This window comes from Micromonospora sp. NPDC018662 (genome assembly GCF_044391475.1).
Lineage (GTDB): Bacteria > Actinomycetota > Actinomycetes > Mycobacteriales > Micromonosporaceae > Micromonospora.
Map to the genome: position 1 here is coordinate 203,421 of NZ_JBISAC010000007.1, position 17,144 is coordinate 220,564.

Here is a 17,144-nt window from a genome sequence, read left to right on the forward strand (position 1 = left end):
GGGCGGGCATCATTCGTGCATGGGGGACAACGGATGGCGTTGGAGCGACGCCTGGATCTTCGTGGCGTTGGTCATCGCGAGCGGCGCCGGCCGGCACCGCCGGGCCGCCGCCACACGCCGCCCCGAAGGGGTACGCCTCGCCGACGTCCTCTCCACCGCCGACCACCTCAACCAGGCCATTCCCGAGCGGCACGAGGTCGAGGGGGCGGTCCGGCGGCTCGTCGGCGCCGGCCTGGTCAGCGTCTCCGACGGCTGGTTCCGGGTCACCCCGGACGGTGAGCGGCTCTGGCGCACCCGACCCAGCGCCGGGCTGGGCACCACCGTCGACACGGTGCAGGGCGTGCTGACCCGCCGGCATCCGCCGGCCGAGTCCGAGTGGCAGCTCGCCGAGGACGACCACGCCGCCGCCGTCCAGGAGTACGTGGTCCGTTCCATCCCGATGCCCCGCCGGTCCCCCGAGGGGCGCTCCGGCCGGCCCTGACCGCCGCGGGAGAGGGTCAGCGCACCGGGTGACCGGCGCCGCGCAGGGCGTCCTTGACCTCGCCGACGGTCAGCTCGCCGAAGTGGAAGACACTGGCCGCGAGCACCGCGTCGGCGCCCGCGCCGACCGCCGGCGGGAAGTGCGCCACCGCGCCCGCGCCACCGCTGGCGACGACCGGCACCTCGACCACGTCGCGGACCGCCTGGATCAGCGGCAGGTCGAAGCCGGCCTTGGTGCCGTCGGCGTCCATCGAGTTGAGCAGGATCTCGCCGGCACCCAGCTCGGCGCCGCGCGCGGCCCACGCCACCGCGTCCAGGCCAGTGCCACGCCGCCCGCCGTGCGTGGTGACCTCGAAGCCGCTGGGCGTCACCCCGGCCGGGGCCCGACGCACGTCCAGCGAGAGCACCAGCACCTGGCGGCCGAACCGGTCGGCGATCTCGGCGATCAGCTCCGGCCGGGCGATGGCCGCGGTGTTCACCCCGACCTTGTCCGCCCCGGCCCGCAGCAGCGTGTCGACGTCGGCGACCTGCCGGATGCCACCGCCCACGGTCAGCGGGATGAACACCGACTCGGCGGTGCGCCGGACCACGTCGAGCATCGTGCCGCGGTCGCTGGACGAGGCGGTGACGTCGAGGAACGTCAGCTCGTCCGCGCCGGCCCGGTCGTACGCCGCCGCCAGCTCCACCGGGTCGCCGGCGTCCCGCAGGTCGACGAAGTTGACGCCCTTGACCACCCGTCCGGCGTCCACGTCCAGACAGGGAATGACCCGCACCGCCACCGTCATGCCGGAAAGCCTAGCCAACGCGGAAGCGGCGGCGGCCGGCCGGGGCGGCCGGTCACCGCCGCTCGCGCGGGGCGTCAGAGGCGGACGAGCATCTTGCCGAGGTTCTCGCCGCGCAGCAGGCCGAGGAACGCGTCCGGGGCCTGCTCGATGCCGTCGATCACCGTCTCGTCGTACGACAGGCGGCCCTCGCGCAGCCAGCCGGCCACCTCCTGCACGAACTGCTCACGCAGGTGACCGTGGTCACCGACGAGGAATCCGCGCAGCGTCAGCCGCTTGCCGATCACCAGCGCCAGGTTGCGCGGGGCGGCCGGCGGCTCGGCCGAGTTGTACTGGGCGATCATGCCGCAGATCGCGGCCCGGCCGTGCAGGTTCATCGCCCCGATCGCGGCCTCCAGATGGTCCGCGCCGACGTTGTCGAAGTAGACGTCGACGCCGTCCGGCGCGGCGGCCTTGAGCTGCTCGTACACCGGCCCGTCGTGGTAGTCGAAGGCGGCGTCGAAACCGAGCGCGGTGAGCCGCTCGGCCTTGGCCCGGGAGCCGGCGCTGCCGATCACCCGGCCGGCGCCGCGCAGCTTCGCGATCTGCCCGACCATCGACCCCACCGCGCCGGCCGCGCCGGAGACGAAGACGGTCTCGCCGGGCTTCATGGCGGCCACGTCGAGCAGCCCGGCGTACGCGGTCAGCCCGGTCATGCCGAGCACGCTCAGGTAGGCGCTGACCGGCGCGAGGCCGGCGTCGACCTTGCGGACGGCCGTCGCGTCGACAAGCGCGTACTCGCGCCAGCCCAGGCCGTGCAGCACGACGTCGCCGGGCTTGACGCCAGCGGCCTCGCCGGCCACCACCTCACCGATCGCGCCGCCGTCGAGCGGGGCGTCGAGCGCGAACGGCGGCACGTACGACTTGACGTCGTTCATCCGCCCCCGCATGTACGGGTCGACGGACATGAACTGGTTGCGCACCACGACCTGGCCCGGACCCGGCGTCGGCACCTCGGTGGTGACCAGCCGGAAGTTGTCGGCGGTCGGCCAGCCCTCGGGGCGGGAGGCCAGGTGGATCTCCCGGTTCACGCTGCTCACAGGGCCTCCCGGACGGTCAGCGCGACCTCGATGTTGCCGCGGGTCGCGTTCGAGTAGGGGCAGACCTGGTGGGCCGCCTCGACCAGCTTCTCGGCGGCCGAGCGCTCGACGGCGGGCAGGTCCACCACCAGTGTCACGGTCAGGCCGTAGCCGCCGCTGCCGTTCGGGCCGATGCCCACCTCGGCCTCGACGACCGAGCCGGCGACGTCCGCCTTGGCCTGGCGGGCGACGATGCGCAGCGCGGAGTGGAAGCAGGCCGCGTAGCCGGCCGCGAAGAGCTGCTCGGGGTTGGCCGCGCCGCCGGCGCCGCCCATCTCCTTCGGCACGGCGAGGTCCAGCTCGACGGTGCCGTCGGAGGTGCGGACGTGGCCGTCCCGGCCGTCGCCGGTGGCCTTGGCGGACGCGGTGTAGAGGACCTGCATTGTCACTGCTCCTTCGGTCGGTGGATCGTCTCGGTGACCCGGGTGAGCGTGTCGCGGAGGCCGACCAGTTCGGCCTCGGTGAGGCCGGTGGCCACGGCCACCCGCATCGGCACGTCCGCCATCCGCTCCCGCAGCGCCCGGCTCCGGTCGGTGAGGCCCACCTCGACCCGGCGCTCATCGGCCGCCGAGCGGGTACGCACCACCAGGCCGGCCGCTTCCAGCCGCTTGAGCAGCGGGGAGAGCGTGCCGGAGTCGAGCCGGAGCCGCGCGCCGAGCTCGGAGACCGTGGGGGCGTCGTCGCCGCGCTCCCAGAGCACCAGCAGCACCAGGTACTGCGGGTAGGTCAGGCCGTGCTCGTCGAGGATGGGCCGGTAGACGTCGGTCAGGGCGCGCGACGCCGCGTAGAGGGCGAAGCACACCTGCCGGCGTAGCACCAGATCATCGGTCACCCGTCGAACTGTAGCGCGCAATCAAGTTGTGCACAACCTATCTGGCTCGGGAGCCAGCCGGACCGGGCGGCACCTGGCCCGGAGCGCCTTTCGAGCTGAGAGCAGAAACGACTCGGGACCGGCGCGCCCGGACCGCCCCACCTACCGTCGCCGGCACCGGCGCTGGCGTCGGCGCTGGCGCTGGCGCTGGCGCTGCCGTCGGCACCGGCCGGACGCGGACCGGCCGGCCGGGATGACGCGTGACCCGGCCAGCCCACCCACCGGCCACCCGCGCCACCGCCGGCCGGGCCCCGGACAGGACCGCCCACCGGCTGGCCATGCCACCGCGGATTCCGGGGCGCCCCGTGGCAGCGCGTCAACTGCGTCAAGAACGCGCGGACGACCCGGTCGCCACAAGCTCCGGGTGCCTGCCCACGCCGCCGCAGCGGTGAGTCGTTTCTGATATCAGCTCGACAGGCACAGCAGACCGACGTCCGCGCCGGCCGCCCGGCTCAGGGGCCGGGGACGTATGCCTCCAACTCGACCTCGACCAGGTGCTCCGGGTCGACCAGGCCGGCCACCACCACCATGGTCGCCACCGGACGAACCGGGCCGAACACCGCGTTGTGCGCCCGGCCCACCTCGTCGACGTAGAGCCGGTCGGTGACGTACATCCGGGTCCGCACCACGTCGGCCGGCCCGGCCCCCACCTCGGCCAACGCGTCCAGGCCGATCCGGATCGCCTGCGCGGTCTGCGCCGCCGCGTCCCCCTCGTGCGCCACCCGACCATCCACGGTGGAGGTACAGCCGGCGGTGATCGCCAGCGCGCCGGCCCGGACCACCCGGGAGTAGCCGTAGACCGCCTCCCACGGGCCGCCCGAGCCGAGCCGGGTGACCACCGGATCGTCGACCGGCGACCCGCCCACCTCGATCGTCACGCGCCGGCCCGCAGCGTGGCGAGCGCCTCGGCGACGGTGAACGCGCCGGCGTAGAGCGCCTTGCCGGCGATCACGCCCTCCACGCCGACCGGCTCCAGCGTCGCCAGCGCCCGCAGGTCATCCAGCGTGGACACCCCGCCGGAGGCGATCACCGGCGCGTCGGTACGGGCGCACACCTCGCGCAGCAGGTCCAGGTTCGGCCCGCGCATGGTGCCGTCCTTGGTGATGTCGGTGACCACGTACCGCGCCGCGCCGGCGGCGTCCAGCCGGGCCAGCACCTCGTAGAGATCACCGCCGTCGCGGGTCCAACCCCGCGCCGAGAGGGTACGGCCGCGCACGTCCAGCCCGATCGCCACCCGGTCCCCGTACTCGCCGCAGATCCGGTCGCACCACTCGGGATCCTCCAACGCGGCGGTGCCGATGTTGACCCGGGCCGCCCCGGTGCCCAGCGCCGCCCGCAACGACTCGTCGTCGCGGATCCCGCCGGACAACTCCACCTTGACGTCGAGCTTGCCGACCACCTCGGCGAGCAACGCGGCGTTGGAGCCCCGGCCGAACGCGGCGTCCAGGTCGACCAGGTGGATCCACTCCGCCCCGTCGGACTGCCAGGCGAGGGCCGCCTCCAACGGGTCGCCGTACGCGGTCTCGCTGCCGGCGGCGCCCTGCACGAGCCGGACGGCCTGGCCGTCGGCGACGTCCACGGCGGGCAACAGGTCAAGGCTCAACGGTGTCTCCTCGCATCCTCAACGACGGTCCAACGCGATCACCACGATCGCCGGCAGGACCAGCAGCAACAACACGACCAACGCCAGACGCAGCGCGAGGTCGTCGACGTAACTCCAGATGCCGGCCACCGCGACGGCGGTGAGCAGCACGATGGTCGCCCGCTCCCGCCGGCTGTGCCGGCGCAGCCGGCCGGTGCGACCCCGCCGAAGCCGGGGCGTCAGCCGGCGTACCCAGGCTCGGCGCCGCTCCCGACGCGCCACCCGGCGGCCCCGGACGGCGCGCTCCCGCTCCTGCTCGGCCTCGCGGGCCGCCCGGCGGCGGGCCCGCTCCTTACTCAAGCGTGCCGAGCCAGTTGCGCAGGAGCGCCGCGCCGGTGTCGGCCGACTTCTCCGGGTGGAACTGGGCGGCCGACAGCGCGCCCCGCTCCACCGCCGCGACGAAGTCGCCGCCGTGGTGCGCGGTGGTCACGGCGACGCCGGCGGCGGCGAGCGCCGCCGGGTCGGTGACGCCGTAGGAGTGCACGAAGTAGAACCGCGCGTCGGCCGGCAGGCCGGCGAAGAGCACCGAACCCTCCGGGGCGTGCACCGTGTTCCAGCCCATGTGCGGCAGTCGGGGCGCGGGCAGCCGGGTCACGCCGCCGGGCAGCAGCCCCAGCCCCTTGGTGACCACGCCGTGCTCCTCACCGTGCCCGAAGAGCACCTGCATGCCGACGCAGATGCCGAGCACCGGACGCCCGGCCGCGACCCGGTCGGCGATCACCGGGCCGGCGCCCAGCTCCTCGATCCCCGCCATGCACGCGGCGAACGCGCCGACACCCGGCACCACCAGGCCGTCGGCCCCGGCGGCGGCGGTCAGGTCGTCGGTCACGGTGACGTCCGCGCCGGCCCGCTCCAGCGCGCGCTCGGCCGAACGCAGGTTGCCCGAGCCGTAGTCGAGCACCACCACCCGCCGGGCCATCAGCCCTCCCCGGGCAGCAGCCAGAGCAGCCCGCCGGCGGTGGCCAGCACGGCCAGCAGGCCGGTGACCACCACGGCGGCGCGAGCGGCGCCCTGCTTGTAGAGCGACCAGGTCCCGCCGACCAGCACCCCGGCCAGGATCAGCAGCAGCGTCGGCCACACCTTCATTACAGGGCGCCCTTCGTGCTGGGCACCACGCCGGCGCTGCGCGGATCGATCGCGGTCGCCTCACGCAGCGCCCGGGAAACGGCCTTGAACTGGGCCTCGACCACGTGGTGCGCGTCCGGGTGGCCGCCGGGGCGGGCCGCCCGCAGCACGTCCACGTGCAACGTCACCCGGGCCGCCTGGCCGAACGACTCCCAGATGTGCCGCGTCATGCTGGTCGGGTAGACCGGCCCGATGTACGGCGACAACGCCGGCTCGTCGTGCACCACGTACGGCCGGCCGGAAAGGTCGACCGCGGCCCGGACCAGCACCTCGTCCATCGGGACGGTGGCCGAGCCGTACCGTCGGATGCCGGCCTTGTCACCCAGCGCCCGGTCGAAGGCGGCACCCAGCGCGAGCGCGGTGTCCTCCATGGTGTGGTGCGCGTCGATCTCCAGATCGCCGACCGTGTGCACGGTCAGGTCGAAGCCGCCGTGCCGGGCGATCTGGTTCAGCATGTGGTCGTAGAAGCCGACGCCGGTGGAGATGTCGGCCTGGCCGGTGCCGTCGAGGTCGATCTCGACCAGCACCTTGGTCTCGTTGGTGACCCGCTCGATCCGGGCGGTGCGGTTCATGACAACTTCTCCATCGCGGTGAGGAAGGCGTCGGTCTCGGCCGGGGTGCCGGCGGTGACCCGCAGCCAGCCAGGCAGGCCGACGTCGCGGACCAGCACGCCGGCGTCGAGCAGGGTACGCCAGGCGGCGCCCTGGTCGCCGTCGACGTGGAAGAGCACGAAGTTGGCGTCGCTGTCGGCCACCCGGTGCCCCCGGGCGCGCAGCTCGGCGACGATCCGGTCGCGCTGCGCCATGACGGCGCTGACGGTGCCGAGCAGCGCGTCGCGGTGCGCCAGCGCCGCGCGGGCGGCGGCCTGGGTGAGGGCGGAGAGGTGGTACGGCAGGCGGACCAGCTGCACCGCCGCCACCACCGCCGGATCGGCGGCCAGATAACCCAGCCGGCCGCCGGCGAACCCGAACGCCTTGCTCATGGTGCGGGTGACCACCAGCCGCGGGTGACCGGGCAGCACGGCCAGCGCGCTGACCGTGCCGGGCCGGGCGAACTCCGCGTACGCCTCGTCCACCACCACCATGCCCGGCGCCTCGGCCAGCACGGCGGCGACCACTGCCGGGTCGAGCGCGGTGCCGGTCGGGTTGTTCGGCGAGCAGAGGAACACCACGTCCGGGCGGTGCTCGCGCACCTGGGCGACCGCGGCGGCGGCGGTGAGCCCGAAGTCGGCGTCCCGGACGCCCGGGAGCCACCCGGTGCCGGTGCCGAGGGCCAGCAGCGGGTGCATCGAGTAGGCCGGGGTGAAGCCGAGCGCGGTGCGCCCGGGGCCGCCGAACGCCTGGAGCAGCTGCTGCTGGATCTCGTTGGAGCCGTTGGCCGCCCACACGTGGTCGGCGGTGAGGCCGTGCCCCAGGTAGGCCGCCAGGTCGGCGCGGAGCGCCAGCGCGTCCCGGTCCGGGTAGCGGTTGAGGTCGCGCAGCTCGGCCGCGACCGCCTTGCCGATCGCCTCGACCACCGGCTCGGGCACCGGGTAGGAGTTCTCGTTGGTGTTCAGCCGCACCGGCACGTCGAGCTGCGGCGCGCCGTACGGGGAACGCCCGCGCAGGTCGTCCCGGATCGGCAGGTCGTCGAGCGTGGTCACGAGTCGCCTCCGGGGAAGCGGACGCGGACCGCCTGGCCGTGCGCCGGAAGGTCCTCCACGCCGGCCAGCGTGACCACGTGCGGGGCCACCTCGCGCAGCGCCTGCTCGGTGTATTCGACCAGGTGGACGCCGCGCAGGAAGGACTGCACGGACAGCCCGGAGGAGTGCCGGGCGCAGCCACCGGTGGGCAGCACGTGGTTGGAGCCGGCGCAGTAGTCGCCGAGCGACACCGGCGACCAGGCGCCCACGAAGATCGCGCCGGCGTTGCGCACCCGCAACGCCCACTCGCGGGCGTTCTCGGTCTGGATCTCCAGGTGCTCGGCCGCGTACGCGTCGACCACCCGCAGCCCGGCCGCCAGGTCGTCGACGAGGACCACGCCGCTCTGCTCGCCGCGCAGCGCGGTGCCGATCCGCTCGGCGTGCTTCGCGGCCGGCACCTGCCGGGCCAGCTCGGCGTCGACCGCGTCGGCGAGCTCGGTCGACGGGGTGACCAGCACGCTGGCCGCCAGCGGGTCGTGCTCGGCCTGACTGATCAGGTCGGCGGCCACGTGCGCCGGGTCGGCCGTGTGGTCGGCCAGGACGGCGATCTCGGTCGGGCCGGCCTCGGCGTCGATGCCGACCACGCCGCGCAGCAGCCGCTTCGCGGCGGTGACCCAGATGTTGCCCGGCCCGGTGATCATGTCGACCGGGTCGCAACGCTCCTCGCCGGCCGGGTCGACCGTCGCGCCGTACGCGAGCATGGCCACCGCCTGGGCGCCGCCGACCGCGTACACCTCGTCGACGCCGAGCAGCGCGCACGCGGCGAGGACCCGGGGGTCGGGCAGGCCGTCGTTGTCCTTCTGCGGCGGGCTCGCCACCACCAGCGAGCGCACCCCGGCCGCCTGGGCGGGGACCACGTTCATCACCACCGTCGACGGGTACATGGCCAGGCCACCGGGGACGTAGAGGCCCACCCGGTCGACCGGCACCCACCGCTCGGTCACCGTGCCGCCGGGCACCACGGTCGTGGTGTGGTCGGTGCGGCGCTGGTCGGCGTGGACCTTGCGGGCCCGGGTGATCGACTCCAGCAGCGCGGCGCGGACCTGCGGGTCCAGCTCACCCTCGGCGGCACGGATCACCTCGACCGGCACCCGCAGATGCGTCGGCGCGACGCCGTCGAACCGCTCGCTGGCCTCCCGGATCGCCGGGTATCCATGCTCGCGGACCGCCTCGACGAGGGGGCGGATCCGCTCGACCGCGACGGAGACGTCGAGCTGGGCACGGGGCAGCAGGCGGCGCGGGTCGGGCACGCCGCCGCGCAGGTCGATCCGATTCAGCACACCTGCGAGTCTAGGCCGCCGCCGGTCGGGCCGACCGGGGCCGCCCGCACGCCGGGACGGTGAGCCGGGACACGCAGGCCGGGCGCGGGGGAGCTACGCTCGATCACGTGAGCGCACGGCTGCCGGTGTTCCCGCTCGGGACCGTCCTCTTCCCCGGGCTGGTCCTTCCGCTGCACATCTTCGAGGAGCGCTACCGGGCGCTGGTGCGCCACCTGGTCGGGCTGCCCGAGGGCGCCCCGCGCGAGTTCGGCGTGGTGGCGATCCAGGCCGGCTGGGAGGTCGCGCCGGCCGGGCCGCCGGGCCGCTCCGGGCTGGCCGGCGGCGAGGTCACCCTGCACGAGGTGGGCTGCACGGCCGAGCTGCGGCAGGTCACCGAGCTGGCCGACGGCGGGTTCGACATCGTCACGGTGGGTCGACGCCGGTTCCGCATCGCCGAGATCGACGACGACGCCGAGCCCTACCTCACCGCCGAGGTGGAGTGGCTGCCCGAGCCGGCCGGCCCGGACGAGGTCGCCGACGTGCTGGCGGCCCGGGTGATCTCGGTGTTCCGGCACTACCTCGGTCTGATCCGGCCGGACCAGGAGGAGATCTCCGAGCAGCTCCCGGAGGACCCGACCGTGCTGTCGCACCTGGTCGCGGCCACCGCCGCGCTGACCGTCGCCGACCGGCAGCGGCTGCTCGCCATCGACGACACCCCCGGCCGGCTCCGCGCCGAACTGCGCCTGCTCAACCGCGAGACGGCACTGCTGCGCCAGGTCCGCGCGGTGCCGGTGCCGCTCAGCGAGCTGGCGGGTCTTCCGGCGCCGAACTGACCCCCGGCGGGGCCGGCCGGTCGCCGGCCGGTTCCGGCCCGTTCCCGCCGGGCCCCGCCGCCGGCCACCCGTCGCCCGGCCCGGTCGCGGCCGGCCACCCGCCGCCCGGCCCTGGCCCGCCCGGCCACCCGCCGCCCGACCCCGGCCCGCCCGGCCACCCGCCGCCCGACCCCGGCCCGCCCGGCCACCCGCGGTCCGACCCTGGGCCGCCCGGCCAGTCGCCGGGCTCCGGCTCCGGGCGCAGCGACGGCCATCGCGACCAGCCGGCCAGCAGCGTGTACGTGACGGCCGCGCCGAACGCCGCGAGCAGCAGGTTGCCGTGCGGCAGGGGCAGCGGGCCGAACCAGTCGACCCCGCCGGCGCGCAGGTCGGCCGGCTTGGTGAAGTCGGTGCCCGGCGGCGCGGTGTCCAGCAGCCGCTCGAAGGTGCCCAGCCCGATCCGGCGGCCCACCTGCCAGGCCACCACCGCCGCGCCGAGGCCGCCCAGCGTCGCCGCGAGCAGACCCACCGGGCCACGCCGGCGGCGCAGCAGCACCCACAGCGCGACGGCGGCGAGCACCCCGAAGCCCAGCGCGAGGAGGCTGAACCAGCCGTCGGCCGCGATCGGCTGTTCCGGCTGCGGGACCGCGTACACGGCGCCGTCCGGCGTCTGCCGCACCGGCGTGCCCGGCGCCACCCACGCCCACAGCAGACCCAGCGGCACGCCGAGCGCGGTGAGCAGCGCCGTCACGCCGAGGACCGTCGCCACCGGCCGGCCGCCGTCGCGCCGGGTGTCGGGCGCCGCGCCGGGCATCTCGCGCACGACGTCCGGATGGCCGGCGAGCGGGTCCGCGCCGGGCGCGGTGACCGGGGTGCCGGCGGGGACCGGGAGGCCACCGGGCCAGCCGGGCGGCTGCTCGGCGGGCGGCTGCGCCGCGGCGCCGGGACGGTCGGCGGGCCGCTCGGGATCAGGGGTGTCCGGGCTCACCCGGTGATCCTCTCAGGCCGGGGCACGCCGTGGGGCGGTGGTCGGCGGTCAGCGCGCGAACGGCTCCACCATCACCGCCGCCGCCTTGAGCCAGGCGTTGCGGGTCTCGGCCTGGAGCTGGTGGTACTCGATCGAGGAGCCGGTCTCCAGCGCCGGGTCGTAGGGCACCACGGTGACCGCCCGGGTGCGGGTGGCGAAGTGCCGTTCCAGGTCGTCCTGGAGCGAGGTGCGCCCCGGGGTGGGGCAGGAGATCAGCGTCACCGCGTTGTCGGCCAGCTCGCCCATGCCCACCTCGTGCAGCAGGTCGAGCATCCAGTCGGCGCTGAACGCGGCGTCCTCCCGCGGCACGGTGGTCACCACGAGCTGGTCGGCGGCCTGCATGACGGTGCGCCAGTTCGGGCTCTCCACGTTGTTGCCGGTGTCCACGCAGACCACCTCGTGGGTGCGGCGCAACAGTTCCAGCACCCGCTTGACGGTGAACTGGTCGAGGCGCTGGGCGAAACGCGGGCTCTCCTCGCCGGCCAGCACGTCGTACGAGCCGTCGGCGGCGTGCCGCAGGTAGTCGTCGAGGTGCGCCAGCAGGGTGTTGCCCTCGAGGATCTCGATCTGCGCGAGGTCGTGGACCAGGTGGCGGATGGTGCGGGCGTGCCGGGCGCTGCCGGCGCGCAGGCCGAGCGTGCCCCGCAGCTCGTTGTCGTCCCAGGCGAGCACGCCGCGCCCGCGCACGCTGCCCACGGTGGCGGCGGCGAGCACGGTGGCGGTGGTCTTGTGCACCCCGCCCTTGGGGTTGGCGAACGCGAGCACCCGAGGGGTGCCCAGCTCGCGGCGGAGCACGCCGGTGGCCCGTTCCAGCTCGGCGTCCGGCGCCGGGGTGCGCCACCGGGCCGGGGCCGCCTCGATCCGGCCCGGCCGCGCCTCGACCGGCCGGCGCGGCGTGGGCACCACGGGTGGCTCCGGCGTGGGCGGGATCCCGGGGCGGTACCGGCCGCGGTCCAGCAACGCGTAGCGGGACTCCGCGGGCGGCGGCGCGGGCCGGTAGCCGCCGTCGAGCAGGGAGTATCGCGACTCGACCGGCGCCTCGGCCCGCCCGCGCGGCTCCGGCTGGGCCCGCCAGGACGGCTCGGCCGGCGGCTCGGCGGCGTAGGACGGGTCGGCCCGCCAGGACGGCTCGACCGGGGCCTCCGCGGCGTAGGACGGATCGACCCGCCAGGACGGCTCGGCCAGCGGCTCCGGCGGATAGGACGGCTCGGCCCGCCAGGATGGCTCGGCCAGCGGCTCCGGGTCGGTGCGGTAGGCCGGTTCCGCCCGGTAGGCCGGCTCGCCGTCGTGGCGCGGGTCGGCGCGGAAGGCCGGATCGACCCGGAACGTGGCCTCGGCCCGGTAGCCGGGCTCGGCGGCGTACGACCCGTCGGGGGCGCGGCCGACGGCGGCGGCGCGGCCGGTCCAGCCGGTGCCCGCGCCACGGCGCGGCAGCGCTTCGGGGGGCGGCGACACGGATTCCTCGGCGTGCCGGTCGGCGTCGGCGTGCTCCGCGCCGCGACCGCCGAGCCGGGCCCGGTCGAGCAGCGCCCGCCACCGCGGTGCCGGCTCACCCTGCCGACCCCAGCCGGTCTCGCTGCCGTCCAAGGATTCGCCCTCCCCCAGCCCATCGATCTGACGCCTGACAGGCTACGAACGAAACCCTATTCGGACCACTCCCCGCGCCGCACATCGCCCGGTGGCTCTCCTCACCGTGGCACCCGACAGGCGGTCGCGCATCCGGGCGTCTCAGGAGGTGGGAGTGGGATTGGGCGGGTCGGAGCCGGTCACCGGCGGCCGGCCGGTCGGTGAAGGTCCGCTCACTGTCGGTGCGGCTTCCGACGAATCGCCCATTCCGCCACCCGACGCCGGTCCGGTGTCGGCCGGTGGCCGGGCCACGTCGCGCTGCTCGGGCAGGGGTGGCGTGAACACGGTCCGGTCCAGCCGGGTCACCTCCGGCGCCGGGTCCACCACCCGTACGCCGGGACGGTCGGCGAGCGCGCGCAGCGCGTCCGGGGCGGCCCGGACCACCGCGGCATAGACGCACGCGCACCCGGCCCGGTAGCCGGCCGCCTCCCCGGCCGCGACCGCGGCGCCGGTGTCGTACTCCCGACGGAGCCCGGGATCGGCGGTGGCGGCGCGGGTCAGGTAGTCCGCGGCCTCCCGGTCCTTGCGCGCGGCGACCTCGGCCATCCCGCCGACCACGTCGTCGGGCAGCCGCAACGCGGCGATCCGCACGATCTCGGTCTGTCGGCCGGGCAGCGGCACGCGCGCGATCACCGCCGAGACCGGCGTCCCGGCCAGCGCGGTCGCCACCCGGTCCGGCGTCAGGTAGGCGGCGAACGTGACGAGCGCCCAGCCGTCCGGCGCGTCGAGCCGGGCCAGCTCCGCGGCGGCAGCGCGCCGGTACGCCGGGACGGACCCGCCGGCGGCCACTCCGACGCGGGTCACCTCGCCGACCGTGCGGTCGCCGACCGGCCGGTCCCGCCGCTGCGCGACGGCCACCACCAGCACCACCAGCACGCAGCCGAGCACGAGCCAGGTGAGCGCCGCGGCACGCGAGCGGCCCGGCGACGCGGTGTCGTCGTCGCCCACGGTCAGTCGCGCAGGATCTCCAGCGCCCGGGCCAGGTCGTCCGGGTAGTCGCTGACGAACGTGACCTCGTCGCCGGTGCGCGGGTGCCGGAAGCTCAACGAGCGGGCGTGCAGCCACTGCCGGGACAGCTTGAGCCGGGCCGACAGGGTCGGGTCCGCGCCGTAGGTCAGGTCGCCCACGCAGGGGTGCCGCAGGGTGGAGAAGTGCACCCGGATCTGGTGCGTACGCCCGGTCTCCAGCCGCACGTCGAGCAGGCTGGCCGAGGGGAACGCCTCCAGCGTGTCGTAGTGGGTGATGCTCGGCTTGCCGCCGGAGACCACCGCCCACCGGTAGTCGTGGTGCGGGTGCCTGTCGATCGGCGCGTCGATGGTGCCGCGCAGCGGGTCCGGGTGGCCCTGCACCACGGCGTGGTAGCGCTTCTCCACCTCGCGTTCCTTGAAGGCGCGCTTCAGGGCGGTGTAGGCCAGCTCGCTCTTGGCCACCGCCATGATCCCGGTGGTGCCCACGTCGAGCCGGTGCACCACGCCCTGCCGCTCGGCGGCGCCGCTGGTGGAGATGCGGTGGCCGATGCCGGCCAGCCCGCCGATGACGGTGGGGCCGGTCCAGCCGGGGCTCGGGTGCGCGGCCACCCCGACCGGCTTGTCGACCACCACGATGTCGTCGTCGGCGTAGACCACGGTCAGACCGGGCACGGCCTGCGGCACCACGGTCGGCGGGGCGACCGGCGCGGGCAGCGTGACCTCCAGCCAGGCGCCGGCCCGCACCTTGTGCGAGTTGGCCCGGGCGGTGCCGTCGACCAGCGCGTCACCGGCGTCGACCAGCGCCGCCGCGGCGGTGCGGGACAGCCCGAACAGCCGGGACACGGCCTGGTCCAGCCGCATGCCGTCGAGCCCGTCCGGGACGGGCAGGGAGCGGTGGTCCCCGCCGGTGGCGTACGCGGCGGTCACGCGCGCTCCTTCTGGTCGGCGGGGGCCTCGTCGGTGGTGGGTTTCGCGCCGGCCCGGGAGCCGTCGCGCTGCCGCCCGGTCAGCTCCAGGAAGACCGCCAGCACCACGCCGCAGACCAGCGAGCTGTCGGCCAGGTTGAACACCGGGTAGTACTCGCCGTACGGGCCGAACAGGCTGATCATGTCGACCACGTGGCCGACGAAGTGCCCCGGCGCGCGGAAGATCCGGTCGGTGAGGTTGCCCAGCGCCCCGCCCAGCACCAGGCCCAGCGACACCGCCCACGGCAGCGAGCGCAGTCGCAGCGCCATCCAGCCGATCCAGCCGATCACCGCGAACGTGATCAGCGGGAAGACCCAGGTGTGGTCGGAGCCGATGCTCCAGGCGGCGCCGCTGTTGCGGGTGAGGGTGAAGTAGACGGCGCCGCCGAGCACCGACACCGGCTCCTCCCGGCCGGGCAGCTCGCTGAGCGCGAGCTGCTTGGTGCCCAGGTCCGCGAGGAGCGAGACGAGGGAGACGCCGAGCAGCAGGCCGACCGCCGTGCGGCGCGGCGCGCCGGCCCCCGACTCGGTGGTGCCGGACCCGGCGGGTGGTGCTGCGGTCATCTGCTCCCCATCGACGTGCGCGACGGTGGCGGTCACCGTCTGCGGTTCGGCCGCCGGGGAACGGACGTCAGCGTCGTTCCGCCAGCTGCTTGCAGCTCACGCAGAGGGTGGCCGACGGGAACGCGGCGAGCCGCTCCACCGGGATCGGGTTGCCGCACCGCTCGCACCAGCCGTAGCCACCCTCGTCGAGACGCTCCAGCGCGCGCTCGACCTGCGTGATCCGCTCCTTGATGCTGTTGGCGAGAGAGATCTCCTGCTCACGCTCGAACGTCTTGGTGCCGGTGTCGGCCTGGTCGTCCCCGGCCGAGTCGGTCAGCCGGTCGCGCTGCAGCTCGGTGATCTCGCTCAGCGTCTGATCGTACTCGGCGTTGAGCTCGTCCCGCCGCGCCGCCAGCGCGGCCCGGATCTTCTCGGTCTCCGCCGCGCTGCGGGTGGCCTTCGCCACCGGCTTGCGACCGGCGGTCCTGGTGTCGGCTGGCTTCGCCATCGTCAGCTCCCTCAGCCGCGTGGCGCGGCGGTCAGCGGTACGTGGGCAGGGGGCACCGGCGCGTCCCCCGCGAACGGAACGGGGCACACGGCGACCCCGCCGTGCACTCCGGAGGTTGGCAAGAATACGGAACGTACAGGCGTCCGACAACGTGCCGCACCGTCGCTCCGATTTTCCGCCCCGAACTGCCAACTATCGGGGCAAAAGGAACGCTAGCAGATCAGCCGGTACGGTCCTCGCCGTACTCCCCAAACCACCGGGCCAGGCGACCGCGCCGGCTGACCGCCCGCAACCGCCGCTCCGCGGCGTCCCGCACCCCGGCGGTGGCCACGATGAGCAGGCTGTCCCCCACCTTGAGCCGGGTGTCCGGGCCGGGCACGAAACCGACCCCGTCGCGCAGCACCAGCGTCACCGCCGCGCCCACCGGCAGCCGCAGCTCGTCCACGTGCACGCCGCCCAGCCGGGAACCGGGCGGCACCTCCAGCTGGAGCAGGTCGGCCCGCATCCGCTCCAGCGGGGCGGTCTCCAGCAGGATCTCGCTCGCCTCCGCCGGCGCGGTCACGCCCAGCCGGCGGGCGGCCGGGGCGAGCGTGCCGGCCTGGAGCAACGTGAAGATCACCACCAGCACGAAGACCGCGTCGAAGAGCCGGTCCGCGCCCGGCACCCGCAACGACAGCGGGATGGTGGCCAGCACGATCGGCACCGCGCCGCGCAGCCCCGCCCAGGAGAGGAAGAGCTGCTCGCGCCGGGAGACCCGGAACGGCAGCGCGGAGACCGCCACCGACAGCGGCCGGGCGAACAGCAGCAGGGCCAAACCGGTGATCACGGCCGGCAGCACCGCCGCGTCCAACCGACTCGGCGAGACCAGCAGGCCGAGCAGCACGAACAGGCCGATCTGGGCCAGCCAGGCCAGGCCGTCGGCGAACCCGAGGATCGCCTGCCGGTGCGGCAGGCGGGAGTTGCCGAGCAGCACCCCGGCCACGTAGACGGCGAGGAAGCCCGAGGCGTGCAGCGCCGCGCCGGCCGCGTACGCCAGCACGGTGAAGCCCACCACCGCGATCGGGTAGAGGCCGGCCGAGGGCAACGCGGCGCGACGCAGCGCGTACCGCCCGGCCAGGCCCGCGCCCACGCCGACCGCCGCGCCGGCGCCCAGCTCGTACCCGAGCAGCAGCGCCTCGTACCACCAGGGGTGGGCCGCCGCCACCCCGGCCCGCGACAGCAGCAGCACCAGCAGGACCACCGGGGCGTCGTTCATCCCGGACTCGGCCTCCAGCGTGGCCACCAGTCGGGGCGGCAGGCGCAGCCGGCGCAGCGTGGCGAAGACCGCCGCGGCGTCGGTGGACGAGAGCACCGCGCCGTAGAGCAGGGCCAGCCGCCAGTCCAGGCCGAGCAGCAGGTGCACCACCACGCCGACGACCACGATGCTGACCACGACGCCGACCGTGGAGAGCACGGCCGCCAGGCCGAGCACCGGCCGCAGCGTGCTCCACCGCGCGCTCAGACCACCCTCGGCGATGATCACGATGAGCGCGCAGAAGCCGAGCACCCGGGTCAGTTCGACGTCGTCGAAGCGGATGCCCAGGCCGGCCTCGCCGATGAGCACGCCGAGCGCCAGGTAGACCAGCAGGCTGGGCACGCCGAGCCGGGTGGAGAAGCGCACCGCGCCCACCGCGACCAGCAGCACCGCGGCGCCCACCAGCAGCGCGAGGTTCAGCCCCGGCGTCATCGCGTACCGGC

20 protein-coding genes and 1 pseudogene are annotated in these 17,144 nt (G+C 75.4%); 2 read left to right on the top strand and 19 right to left on the bottom strand.

Annotated features, from left to right (window positions below):
* Positions 1-19 precede the first annotated feature (19 nt).
* Entirely contained in the window at positions 20-481 is a 462-nt protein-coding gene (locus ACH495_RS20975) for a hypothetical protein (protein WP_396859399.1), read from the top strand.
* Positions 482-497: 16 nt separating this feature from the next.
* On the opposite strand, the gene hisF is transcribed toward ACH495_RS20975, so the two are convergent.
* From hisF to hisD, 12 genes are all read right to left on the bottom strand, one after another.
* Positions 498-1,265, bottom strand: coding sequence for an imidazole glycerol phosphate synthase subunit HisF (gene hisF, locus ACH495_RS20980; protein WP_396859400.1), 768 nt, complete (start codon positions 1,263-1,265; stop codon positions 498-500).
* A gap of 74 nt (positions 1,266-1,339) precedes the next feature.
* A complete protein-coding gene (locus tag ACH495_RS20985) occupies positions 1,340-2,341 on the bottom strand; it encodes an NADP-dependent oxidoreductase (protein WP_396859401.1) in 1,002 nt (333 codons plus the stop codon).
* Positions 2,338-2,763, bottom strand: coding sequence for an organic hydroperoxide resistance protein (locus ACH495_RS20990; protein ID WP_396859402.1), 426 nt, complete (start codon positions 2,761-2,763; stop codon positions 2,338-2,340). The genes ACH495_RS20985 and ACH495_RS20990 overlap by 4 nt, the downstream gene beginning before the upstream one ends.
* Positions 2,764-2,765: 2 nt before the next feature.
* Positions 2,766-3,212: a MarR family winged helix-turn-helix transcriptional regulator gene (locus ACH495_RS20995; RefSeq protein ID WP_396859403.1), complete on the bottom strand. Its 447-nt coding sequence runs from the start codon at positions 3,210-3,212 to the stop codon at positions 2,766-2,768.
* 491 nt (positions 3,213-3,703) lie between these two features.
* Positions 3,704-4,129 (bottom strand): Rid family hydrolase, encoded by a 426-nt coding sequence (locus ACH495_RS21000; RefSeq protein ID WP_396859404.1) that lies wholly within the window; start codon positions 4,127-4,129, stop codon positions 3,704-3,706.
* Positions 4,126-4,854, bottom strand: a complete 729-nt coding sequence (gene priA / locus ACH495_RS21005) for a bifunctional 1-(5-phosphoribosyl)-5-((5-phosphoribosylamino)methylideneamino)imidazole-4-carboxamide isomerase/phosphoribosylanthranilate isomerase PriA (RefSeq protein ID WP_396859405.1) — start codon at positions 4,852-4,854, stop codon at positions 4,126-4,128. Before priA ends, ACH495_RS21000 begins: the two co-directional genes overlap by 4 nt.
* An 18-nt stretch (positions 4,855-4,872) precedes the next feature.
* A complete protein-coding gene (locus ACH495_RS21010; RefSeq protein WP_396859406.1) occupies positions 4,873-5,193 on the bottom strand; it encodes a hypothetical protein in 321 nt (106 codons plus the stop codon).
* Positions 5,186-5,812, bottom strand: a complete 627-nt coding sequence (gene hisH / locus ACH495_RS21015) for an imidazole glycerol phosphate synthase subunit HisH (RefSeq protein ID WP_396859407.1) — start codon at positions 5,810-5,812, stop codon at positions 5,186-5,188. The genes ACH495_RS21010 and hisH overlap by 8 nt, the downstream gene beginning before the upstream one ends.
* Complete coding sequence (locus ACH495_RS21020) at positions 5,812-5,979, bottom strand: hypothetical protein (protein ID WP_396859408.1); 168 nt, start codon at positions 5,977-5,979, stop codon at positions 5,812-5,814. The genes hisH and ACH495_RS21020 overlap by 1 nt, the downstream gene beginning before the upstream one ends.
* Complete coding sequence (hisB, locus tag ACH495_RS21025; protein WP_396859409.1) at positions 5,979-6,590, bottom strand: imidazoleglycerol-phosphate dehydratase HisB; 612 nt, start codon at positions 6,588-6,590, stop codon at positions 5,979-5,981. The genes ACH495_RS21020 and hisB overlap by 1 nt, the downstream gene beginning before the upstream one ends.
* Complete coding sequence (locus tag ACH495_RS21030; protein ID WP_396859410.1) at positions 6,587-7,660, bottom strand: histidinol-phosphate transaminase; 1,074 nt, start codon at positions 7,658-7,660, stop codon at positions 6,587-6,589. The genes hisB and ACH495_RS21030 overlap by 4 nt, the downstream gene beginning before the upstream one ends.
* On the bottom strand, positions 7,657-8,979 hold the full coding sequence (gene hisD / locus ACH495_RS21035; RefSeq protein ID WP_396859411.1) for a histidinol dehydrogenase: 1,323 nt from the start codon (positions 8,977-8,979) through the stop codon (positions 7,657-7,659). The genes ACH495_RS21030 and hisD overlap by 4 nt, the downstream gene beginning before the upstream one ends.
* A gap of 107 nt (positions 8,980-9,086) precedes the next feature.
* Between hisD and ACH495_RS21040 the strand changes: the two genes are divergently transcribed.
* Entirely contained in the window at positions 9,087-9,791 is a 705-nt protein-coding gene (locus tag ACH495_RS21040; protein WP_396859412.1) for an LON peptidase substrate-binding domain-containing protein, read from the top strand.
* Positions 9,792-9,927: 136 nt separating this feature from the next.
* Here ACH495_RS21040 and ACH495_RS21045 read toward each other — a convergent pair.
* The 7 genes and pseudogenes from ACH495_RS21045 to ACH495_RS21075 form a co-directional block, all read right to left on the bottom strand.
* Positions 9,928-10,758, bottom strand: a pseudogene (locus tag ACH495_RS21045) (DUF2567 domain-containing protein); the annotation flags it as partial.
* Between the two features lie 48 nt (positions 10,759-10,806).
* The gene (locus ACH495_RS21050; RefSeq protein ID WP_396859413.1) at positions 10,807-12,384 is read right to left on the bottom strand and encodes an ATPase; all 1,578 of its coding nucleotides are present in this window, start codon (positions 12,382-12,384) and stop codon (positions 10,807-10,809) included.
* A gap of 141 nt (positions 12,385-12,525) precedes the next feature.
* On the bottom strand, positions 12,526-13,371 hold the full coding sequence (locus tag ACH495_RS21055; RefSeq protein WP_396859414.1) for a hypothetical protein: 846 nt from the start codon (positions 13,369-13,371) through the stop codon (positions 12,526-12,528).
* Between the two features lie 2 nt (positions 13,372-13,373).
* Positions 13,374-14,318, bottom strand: coding sequence for an RluA family pseudouridine synthase (locus tag ACH495_RS21060; protein WP_396859415.1), 945 nt, complete (start codon positions 14,316-14,318; stop codon positions 13,374-13,376).
* Positions 14,315-14,920 carry a signal peptidase II gene (gene lspA, locus ACH495_RS21065; RefSeq protein WP_396859416.1) on the bottom strand — a complete coding sequence of 202 codons (606 nt, stop codon included), beginning with the start codon at positions 14,918-14,920 and terminating at the stop codon, positions 14,315-14,317. The genes ACH495_RS21060 and lspA overlap by 4 nt, the downstream gene beginning before the upstream one ends.
* Positions 14,921-14,987: 67 nt before the next feature.
* Positions 14,988-15,407 carry a TraR/DksA C4-type zinc finger protein gene (locus tag ACH495_RS21070; RefSeq protein ID WP_107157596.1) on the bottom strand — a complete coding sequence of 140 codons (420 nt, stop codon included), beginning with the start codon at positions 15,405-15,407 and terminating at the stop codon, positions 14,988-14,990.
* A 220-nt stretch (positions 15,408-15,627) separates the two neighbouring features.
* Positions 15,628-17,133 carry a potassium/proton antiporter gene (locus tag ACH495_RS21075; RefSeq protein WP_396859417.1) on the bottom strand — a complete coding sequence of 502 codons (1,506 nt, stop codon included), beginning with the start codon at positions 17,131-17,133 and terminating at the stop codon, positions 15,628-15,630.
* Between the last annotated feature and the right edge of the window lie 11 nt (positions 17,134-17,144).

Coding starts and splice junctions, on each gene's coding strand:
- ACH495_RS20975 (WP_396859399.1), top strand. CDS start 20: ATGGGGGACAACGGATGGCGTTGGAGCGACGCCTGGATCTTCGTGGCG.
- hisF (WP_396859400.1), bottom strand. CDS start 1,265: ATGACGGTGGCGGTGCGGGTCATTCCCTGTCTGGACGTGGACGCCGGA.
- ACH495_RS20990 (WP_396859402.1), bottom strand. CDS start 2,763: ATGCAGGTCCTCTACACCGCGTCCGCCAAGGCCACCGGCGACGGCCGG.
- hisH (WP_396859407.1), bottom strand. CDS start 5,812: ATGGCCCGGCGGGTGGTGGTGCTCGACTACGGCTCGGGCAACCTGCGT.
- ACH495_RS21020 (WP_396859408.1), bottom strand. CDS start 5,979: ATGAAGGTGTGGCCGACGCTGCTGCTGATCCTGGCCGGGGTGCTGGTC.
- hisB (WP_396859409.1), bottom strand. CDS start 6,590: ATGAACCGCACCGCCCGGATCGAGCGGGTCACCAACGAGACCAAGGTG.
- lspA (WP_396859416.1), bottom strand. CDS start 14,920: ATGACCGCAGCACCACCCGCCGGGTCCGGCACCACCGAGTCGGGGGCC.
- ACH495_RS21070 (WP_107157596.1), bottom strand. CDS start 15,407: ATGGCGAAGCCAGCCGACACCAGGACCGCCGGTCGCAAGCCGGTGGCG.
- ACH495_RS21075 (WP_396859417.1), bottom strand. CDS start 17,133: ATGACGCCGGGGCTGAACCTCGCGCTGCTGGTGGGCGCCGCGGTGCTG.